Consider the following 8,705-nt stretch of genomic DNA (forward strand, 5'->3'; position numbering starts at 1 on the left):
CGCAATTTAAATCAATTTAACACAAAAGACCATCTACTATAGTTTTTCTAAAGTAGATGGTCTTTAATTTTTAATTATATATTTTTAACTTGTTTTTTGTTACCTTCTCACTATAAACTCAAACCAACTGTGACTTGTGCACTGCGTACTGTGAACTGTGCACTGTAAGCTGGATAAATTATTCTTTGCTACCTTTAAGCATTTCACCTATAGCTGCAATACTTCCAAGTGAAGATAATGTTTCATTTGGTAATATAAGCTTATTAGCTGGGTTATTAGCCATTTCTTTAAGAGCTTCAACTTGCTTTAAAGCTATAACTGTTTCATTAGTACCTGATTCTATAATTGCTTGGTTTACTTTTCTTATAGCTTCTGCTTCTGCTATAGCTATTTCTTCTATAGCCTTAGCTTTACCTTCAGCTTCAAGTAATTGAGATTCCTTTAAACCTTCAGCTCTTCTAATATTAGCTTCTTTTTCAGCTTCTGCTGCAAGTATCTTACCTCTTTTTTCTCCTTCTGCCTTTTCTATTTGAGATTGTCTTTGTCCTTCAGCTTCAAGAATCATAGCTCTCTTATTTCTTTCAGCTTTCATTTGTTTTTCCATAGCTTCTTGAATTTCTGTTGGAGGGATTATATTTTTAATTTCAACAGAAAGTATTTTTATACCATACGCATCTGTAACTTCATCTATAATACTTAAAAGATCTTGATTTATTTTATCTCTTCCTGATAATATTTCATCTAAACTCATGTTACCTAAGATATTTCTCATATTAGTTGTTGCTGAATATACTATACCTGATCTATAGTCTTCAATATTATAAACAGCATCTTTAGCATTTAATAACTTATAAAATATAACATTATCTACAGATATTTTAACATTGTCCTTTGTAATAACTGATTGTGGTGGCACATCTAAAATTTGTTGTTTTGTTGAAACCTTCTTTCTAACGAAATCTGCAAATGGAATTAAAAAGTGCCATCCTGGTTCTAAAGTTTTATGATATTGACCAAACCTTTCTACAACATATAAGTATCCTGTGTTTACAATTTTAATTGATGATAAGATTACTATTAATACAAAAAGTACTACTACTCCTGTAATTATTAATCCAATTAAATTTTCCATCTAAACTTCCTCCTCTTTTTTAATTATTAATTTAATACCGTCTATACCTGTGATTTTAAAACTTTCGTCTTTTTTTATTACTTCTCCTGAATTTAGTACAGTCCAATATATTCCGTCAACTTTTATTTTAGTTCTATCTACTATCTCCTCTTCTGCTTTCATAACTCTTCCTATATAAGTTTCTTCCATTAGAGGTGTACGTTTAACACCTTCTTTAAACTTTCGTTTAGCCCATGGATAACCTATCGAAATAGTTATTAAATTTACTACTAAGAAAAGTACTACTTGTATTCCAAATGATACTTCCAGTAAATCAGCTATCATTGCAACAAATGCACCTACAGCAAACCAAGCAAATAAGAAATTGCTTGTTGCTATGTCTATAGCAATTACTACAGCTGCAACTATAATCCAAAAAATTACCGCACTCATAATTTCCCCTCCTTTATTCTTTAATACCATTATAACATTTTTTAGTAAAAATTTGAATTCAATCAACTTATGAATTTATTATAACATTCTTCCTAACTTATTACAATATATCTTTTATCTTTTTAAAGGGTATATTATACCTTTTTATTTTGTTTTAATTCATATTTCTTCTATTATCATTGATTTTCTATTGTTTTCCTTTTATTATTTAACTATGTATATAAACTTGTTTATATATAAGTATTTTTATAACTATGAATTTTAAATATAAAAAGAGTTACAATAATTCATATACTATTATTTTAATTAGAATGGAGAGATTTTATGGATTTTATAAAAGTCGCAGCTGCATGTCCAGTTACTCGTGTAGCTGATATAGATTATAATTTAGAAAATATATTTACTTGTTTAGATGAAGCATACAAAAATAAAGCTAAGTCTATTGTTTTTCCTGAGCTATCTATTACATCCTATACTTGCAGTGATTTATTTATGCAATATAATTTGTTGGAAAAATCTGACCTTGCCATAGAAAAATTAATAAAAAAAAGTAAAGGCCTAGATATGTTAATTGCTATAGGAGCTCCTCTAAGTTTCAAAAATGTACTATTTAATTGTGCTTATATAATATTTAATGGAAAACTTCTTGGAATAGTTCCAAAATCATATATCCCAAACTATAGTGAATTTTATGAAAAACGTTGGTTTAGTGAAGGCCTTGGAATAATTGATGAAAAAGTAGATTTTTCTTTTCAAAAAGATGTTCCATTTGGAACTAATTTAATTTTCACTTCTGGAAGATATAGTTTTGGATTTGAAATTTGTGAAGATCTTTGGGTTACAGTTCCTCCAAGTTCATATCTATCACTTCTTGGTGCAAATATAATAGGAAATCTTTCTGCTTCTAATGAACTTGTAAGCAAAAAGGATTATAGAGAAGCTCTTATATCGAATCAAAGTGCTAGATGTATGTCTGCATATATTTACTCATCTGCCGGGGTTCATGAATCCACAACCGATCTTTTATTTAGCGGACATATACTAATTGCAGAAAACGGAACTATGCTTGAAGAAAATGAGCGATTCCAAAGAGCTAATGAGATTATTTATTCATATATAGACGTTTTTAGATTAAACAGTGAGCGATTAAAAAATATAAGTTATAGAGACGCTTCAAGAATAGTTCCTTTTGAAGCTGAAATAATAAAATTTGATTATAAAGATACTAAAATAATTAACTTTGATAGATTCGTTGATAAACATCCTTTTGTCCCTTCTAATGTTAAATTACGTGAAGAAAGATGTAAGGAAATATTTAATATTCAGGCTTCTGCTCTAGCAAAGAGAATGGAGCATACTAACTTAAAGAAAGCAGTTATTGGAATTTCTGGTGGTCTTGATTCAACTTTAGCTTTACTAGTTGTTGTTAAAACTTTTAAACTACTAGGCTTAGATAATAAAAATATAATTACAATTACAATGCCTGGCTTTGGTACTACTGATAGAACTTATAATAATGCTCTAACCTTATGTAAGGAATTAGGATGTGACTTAAGAGAAATTAACATAGTAAAAGCTGCTCTTCAGCACTTTGAAGATATTGGTCACGATAAAAATATTCATGATGTTACTTATGAAAATGTTCAAGCCAGAGAAAGAACTCAAATTCTTATGGACTTAGCTAATAAAGAGGGTGGCTTATTAATTGGAACAGGAGATCTTTCTGAATTAGCTCTTGGATGGTGTACATATAACGGTGATCATATGAGTATGTATTCAGTAAATCCATCTATTCCTAAAACTTTAGTTAGATACTTAGTTAGATATGTAGCTGAAAAGGAGTCTACTCCTCAAGTTTCAGATACACTTTTAGATATATTAGATACTCCAGTTAGTCCTGAACTTTTACCTAAGAATGATAAAGGCGAAATCACTCAAAAAACTGAGGATATAGTTGGACCTTATGAATTACATGATTTCTTCTTATATCATTTTATTAAAAATGGTTCTTCTAAAGAAAGGATACAATTCCTTGCAGAACAAGCATTTAAAGATGATTATAGTAAAGAAGAAATAGAAAAATGGCTTGATAAATTTATATATAGATTCTTTACTCAACAATTTAAAAGAAGCGCTCTTCCTGATGGCCCTAAGGTTGGAAGTATTTCATTAAGTCCACGTGGAGATTGGCGAATGCCTTCTGATGCTTCTTTTAACTCCTTTAAGTAAAATAAAGATACTGTATTTCAAGTAGCCAATATCATTTCACTGGGAGTTTTTATAATTCTATTTATTCAAAATACCTAAATTACTATAACTCGCATACGCTCAAACAATAGTAATTCTTAACGGTATTCTGAAACATAGAATTATAAAACTCCAGCAGTTCATGATAATACTACTTTCCATACATTATCTTTACTTTTATATAAAACTAGTTATATGGTACCTAACCCAGCAATAATAAACATTTCATCATTATATGCCATATCTTATAATTTAAAATTTATATTATGTTAGCTTATATGATATTAAGATTATTTTCTTTTACTATCCAAGATAATCCCAAATGCAACGCCTAAAGATAATCCTATTGCTAACTGGTCAAATATTATACCAAATGTAACCCCTAGTCCAGAACAAAGTGCGAAGTAGTAGCCATTATCTTTTTATCCTTTTTTCACTCATTTTATCCCCCCATTTACCTTAATAAAATTGGATTATTTATTAACTTATATGCTTATTATACATAATTTTGGAATTATATTCTCTCTAGGCTACTCCTTTTTCTTTTATTTCTATCAACTTCCATTCATTATCTATAACATCTAGTTTCATTTCATAGATATATGCCGATATTGGACCATGATACTTCATTCCACTTATTATTATTCCATTACTATTTTCATCCGGTCTCACACAGGTAAACATTAAAATATCTCCATTTATCGCTATTTGAGTCATTTCATCCGCTAACCCAATTTCTTTTAATTTAAAAATAGATGCATTTAATATTTTCTTGTTATACCTTTTAAAATGGTTTATCATCTTTTGTCTATCATCATAAGTAGTTTCCGAAAAATCGGCTGACTCCATATCTAAAATGATATAGTCTTTTGTATACCCATTTTTATAATGTATAATATCATAAGTGTACATAGCATCATAAGCTAAAATAAATGCATCTATTATTCTTGGATTATCTTGTTTTATTTTTACATTACTGACAATATCAAAAACCATAAGTATGCATAGAAAATTTTTAATAATATGATTACCTATCACTATAAATCACTACTTTCTAAGTTTTACTTATTTTTTATCAATACATCTCAAATTATTCTTTCACCATCTTTGCTTAATCTTATATTTATTTAATATTAATTTTCTTTATCTAGAAGCTAATGTAAATGTACTTTAAAAACTTGTATTAAAAAGTGTATCTGCAAATTTTATAAATAAACATACTCTGAATATTATTACTAGCATTAATGAATATAATAAAAAGGAACTGCATATTTTATCAGTACCTTTTTATTATATTTATGTATTTAATTAGTTTAATGTTTTTGACCTCTTATTTACGACTCTAATTAATGTTAAGATAGCTCCAATTAAGCAAATACACCCTATTCCGGCAAATACAAATCTCATTGCATAAATAAATATATCTGCTCTACCTTCTACATACCCAGAAACCTTATATCCAATTTTACTGCTCATTCTACTATATAAAATACTTGTTGAAAGTGCTATCCCAGTAGTTGTTCCTAAGTTTCTTACTAGTCCATTCACACTTCCTGCTATTCCAAGCTTGGTTTTATCAACTGTAGACATTATTAATGAATTATTTGGTGATTGGAATATACCACTTCCTAATGATACTAACCCAACAAATATTGCAACAATTATTAGTGATGTGTACTGATTAAAGATAGTTAACGAGAAAATACCAATAGTTAAAATACTTAACCCTATACATGATATCTTTTCACTTCCAAGTTTATCTGAAAGATGTCCACTTATTGGTGCAACTATTGCTAATATTATTGGAGAAACTGTCATCATAAGTCCTGCTGCACTTGGTGTCAGCTTCAATACATCTTGATAATAAAATGGTAAAATTATATTTATTGCTCCTATTGAAACAAATGATGTAAATCCACAAAATATACTTAGTGAAAATAATTTATTTTTAAATATATTTATATCTAACATAGGACCTACTATTTTTTGTTCTATCTTTATAAATATAAATAATAATACTAAAGAAAGTACAAAAGCTCCCATAATTATAGGATTTGTGTATCCTAAACTTTGCCCAAAATTTATAGATGTAAATAACATTATTATTGAAAGCATGAATAAAATAGTTCCTTTTATATCAAATGGAACTTTTTCATTAACCTTTTTAAAGCTTAATACCTTTAATACCCCTATATAAACTAAAATTCCTATAGGTATATTTATTAAAAAAATATATTCCCATGGTGCTACTGATACTATAAGCCCTCCTAAGGTTGGACCTACCATAGTTCCAAGAGCAACTGCCGTTCCTGTCATTCCAAGAGCTCTTCCTCTTTCTGTAGGAGGAAATGTTTCTGTAATTATTCCTTGATTAGTTGCCATTGCAGCTCCTGCACCTATTGCTTGAATTATTCTAGATAATATCAGCATTATAAGGCTGTTTGATAATCCACAAAGTAATGATCCTAAAGTAAATACTCCTATTCCAATTTTAAAGACTTTACTTTTACCAATTATATCTCCAAGTCTTCCAAATAATAAAATAGTTGCACATATAGTTATTAGATAGCTTGTAACTACCCACTCTATTCCTGCCATTGTTGTTCCAAGTTCTCTTGACATTGTTGGTAAAGCTACATTTACTATACTGCTGTCAAGAGTTGTCATAAAAGTCATAGGTAATACTGTAAGTAATATTGCCCACTCTTTTTTCATCTTCATATCGTTCATCTCCTAGTCTATCTATTGTATTCAATCATTATATCATACTATTATTTTTTGAAAATGAAAATCTATTAAAAAAAACATAAACTTAAATTTAGGCTAAAATTTTCAATTATCTTCAAAATCTTTATATTTTCGTAAAAATCCTAATTTTATATTATTTTTTATAATAAACCTTGAAATCCTCTTCTTTCTTTAAAATTTCTTGAGCTTCTATATAAGGTTTCATTATTACATCTTTACTTTCTTTTAAATAAAATTTGGCATATCCGCTTTCACCATATTTTTCTACCAAATGTGAATATACTCTTTTATATGTTTCCTCTTCATTCAAATCATTATAATTCTTTTTTGAAAAATTATAGCATCTTTCTATCATATCATATATATCTGTTGTCCTATCTGCATCGGAAACTATGTATCCATATAGGCTTCTTGGTTCATGAGTATTAGAAGCCCTATGATCCTCACATGCTTCACCCATTAAAATAAGTTCTTCTTTTGTAAACCAATTTTCTAGATTAGTATCATTTATAAGCATATCTCTTGAATGTATTTGATGAGTTTTCCTATCTATGCTCATTCCTAAATCATGATATATTGCAATAGTTAACACAATACTTTTATTTACTGGGAAATATTTTGACAATTTAATTGATGAATCTATTACAGTTGCTATATGTTTTATTCCATGTCCCTTATCAAAAGCTTTGTATTTTTCCAAAACATCTTCCATTAAATATTTTAATAAAGGTTTATCTATTTCTTTATCAATTATATTATAAGTTTCTTTGCTTACTATTTTATTTATTTTATCTAGATTCTTCATATATTACTCCTTTTTAAAAATTATTTTAATTTATCTCTTATAGAATAAATACTCAAAAATATTATAGTTAATAATTTGTATCTATACAAGTAAAGTTCTATAATAATTATATATTGCTATTTTTAGGGATTAATGGGAGGGAAATATAATGAAAATATCAATTTTATATTTTAGTAAAACTGGACACACAAAAGAAATGGCTAATGTAATAGCTGATGGAATTAGAAAAGTTCCTAATATTGAAGTTGGTGTCTTTGCTTTAGATAGTATAGATGATAACTTTTTACTAGATAGTAAAGCTGTAATATTTGGTACACCCACTTATTATGCAAATACTTGTTGGCAAATAAAAAAATGGTTTGATGAGTCTAATAAGTATAACCTTGAAGGTAAAATTGGGGCTGTCTTTTCTACAGCACATTATGCTCAAGGAGGTGCTGACACTGCAATTCTTACAATAATTAATCATTTAATGGTAAAAGGAATGTTAGTTTATTCTGGAGGCTCTGCTCTTGGAAAACCATTTATTCATTTAGGAGCTGTTGCTATAGACGAAAACTTTGAAGAAAGTAAATCTATGTTTTCAATATTTGGAGAACGTATTGCTTTAAAAGCTAAGGAGTTATTTAACTAGTAAAAATTCAAATAAATTTTTTATAACATATATTAATTTATATATTTTAAAAATTAATATATATAACTATAATAAATAAAGCTGCCGCAAAGTAAATAATTCTTAATTGATTTATTTATGCGACAGCCTTTACCTTGAGGTTTTATAAAACATTTTATTTTATGCTTTTCTTTTAATTAAATAATAAGTAATCATACTCATTATAATAGATATTGTACCAATTATAATTATAGTATGTTCAAAATAAACTCCATACATAGGCCCAAGAAATATTATAACAAATGGTATTAATATTTTAGCATACATAGCTGCATTCACTACAACTACTGTTATAACTACTAATAATAAATTAGATATCCAAAATCCTAAAAATATTTTTAATAGTTTTTTACTTCTTAACATACTTCCTAGAAAAATAATCAAGCTCCAGATTAGTAAATAAGATATTGTTACTATTACATTTTTACTAATTATTGGGCTTCCCATAAGAAATTCATTAAAATTTAAACATAAACAAATAATTATATTTAATATTCCTATTATGAGTATTGCTACTTTTTTGACCTTCAGTTCTAACTTTTCTTTAATATTATCTTCCAAAATAACTCCTTCTAAAGATTTTTATCTTTCCTTATTAATTTTTTCTATATTAATATGTTACATTTAAAAACTTACAAAAGTACTTTTCTATTACTTAAATTTTTCTA

8 protein-coding genes and 1 pseudogene are annotated in these 8,705 nt (G+C 27.4%); 2 read left to right on the forward strand and 7 right to left on the reverse strand.

The features are described from left to right. Positions 1-178 precede the first annotated feature (178 nt). Entirely contained in the window at positions 179-1,132 is a 954-nt protein-coding gene (locus A500_RS07825; protein WP_016207042.1) for an SPFH domain-containing protein, read from the reverse strand. Then, positions 1,133-1,564 carry an NfeD family protein gene (locus A500_RS07830; RefSeq protein WP_016207043.1) on the reverse strand — a complete coding sequence of 144 codons (432 nt, stop codon included), beginning with the start codon at positions 1,562-1,564 and terminating at the stop codon, positions 1,133-1,135. A gap of 324 nt (positions 1,565-1,888) precedes the next feature. Between A500_RS07830 and A500_RS07835 the strand changes: the two genes are divergently transcribed. Then, the gene (locus A500_RS07835) at positions 1,889-3,793 is read left to right on the forward strand and encodes an NAD(+) synthase (RefSeq protein WP_016207044.1); all 1,905 of its coding nucleotides are present in this window, start codon (positions 1,889-1,891) and stop codon (positions 3,791-3,793) included. A 308-nt stretch (positions 3,794-4,101) separates the two neighbouring features. Here A500_RS07835 and A500_RS22140 read toward each other — a convergent pair. The 4 genes and pseudogenes from A500_RS22140 to A500_RS07850 form a co-directional block, all read right to left on the reverse strand. After that, positions 4,102-4,212 (reverse strand): annotated as a pseudogene (locus A500_RS22140) (glycine zipper domain-containing protein); the annotation flags it as partial. 124 nt (positions 4,213-4,336) lie between these two features. After that, positions 4,337-4,807, reverse strand: a complete 471-nt coding sequence (locus A500_RS07840; protein ID WP_157453626.1) for a hypothetical protein — start codon at positions 4,805-4,807, stop codon at positions 4,337-4,339. A gap of 312 nt (positions 4,808-5,119) precedes the next feature. Beyond that, positions 5,120-6,532: an MFS transporter gene (locus tag A500_RS07845; protein WP_016207046.1), complete on the reverse strand. Its 1,413-nt coding sequence runs from the start codon at positions 6,530-6,532 to the stop codon at positions 5,120-5,122. Positions 6,533-6,692: 160 nt separating this feature from the next. After that, positions 6,693-7,364 (reverse strand): HD domain-containing protein, encoded by a 672-nt coding sequence (locus A500_RS07850; RefSeq protein WP_016207047.1) that lies wholly within the window; start codon positions 7,362-7,364, stop codon positions 6,693-6,695. Positions 7,365-7,512: 148 nt separating this feature from the next. Here A500_RS07850 and A500_RS07855 point away from each other — a divergent pair, with 148 nt between their 5' ends. Next, a complete protein-coding gene (locus A500_RS07855) occupies positions 7,513-7,998 on the forward strand; it encodes a flavodoxin family protein (RefSeq protein WP_016207048.1) in 486 nt (161 codons plus the stop codon). Positions 7,999-8,157: 159 nt separating this feature from the next. Here the strand turns inward: A500_RS07855 and A500_RS07860 are convergent, their stop codons facing one another. Further along, positions 8,158-8,598 carry a hypothetical protein gene (locus tag A500_RS07860; protein ID WP_016207049.1) on the reverse strand — a complete coding sequence of 147 codons (441 nt, stop codon included), beginning with the start codon at positions 8,596-8,598 and terminating at the stop codon, positions 8,158-8,160. Between the last annotated feature and the right edge of the window lie 107 nt (positions 8,599-8,705).

This window comes from Clostridium sartagoforme AAU1 (assembly GCF_000401215.1).
GTDB classification, from domain to species: domain Bacteria; phylum Bacillota; class Clostridia; order Clostridiales; family Clostridiaceae; genus Clostridium; species Clostridium sartagoforme.

Excerpts from the sequence above, each read along its gene's own strand:
- A500_RS07825 (WP_016207042.1), bottom strand. The coding sequence starts at position 1,132 with ATGGAAAATTTAATTGGATTAATAATTACAGGAGTAGTAGTACTTTTT.
- A500_RS07830 (WP_016207043.1), bottom strand. The coding sequence starts at position 1,564 with ATGAGTGCGGTAATTTTTTGGATTATAGTTGCAGCTGTAGTAATTGCT.
- A500_RS07835 (WP_016207044.1), top strand. The coding sequence starts at position 1,889 with ATGGATTTTATAAAAGTCGCAGCTGCATGTCCAGTTACTCGTGTAGCT.
- A500_RS07840 (WP_157453626.1), bottom strand. The coding sequence starts at position 4,807 with ATGGTTTTTGATATTGTCAGTAATGTAAAAATAAAACAAGATAATCCA.
- A500_RS07845 (WP_016207046.1), bottom strand. The coding sequence starts at position 6,532 with ATGAAGATGAAAAAAGAGTGGGCAATATTACTTACAGTATTACCTATG.
- A500_RS07850 (WP_016207047.1), bottom strand. The coding sequence starts at position 7,364 with ATGAAGAATCTAGATAAAATAAATAAAATAGTAAGCAAAGAAACTTAT.
- A500_RS07855 (WP_016207048.1), top strand. The coding sequence starts at position 7,513 with ATGAAAATATCAATTTTATATTTTAGTAAAACTGGACACACAAAAGAA.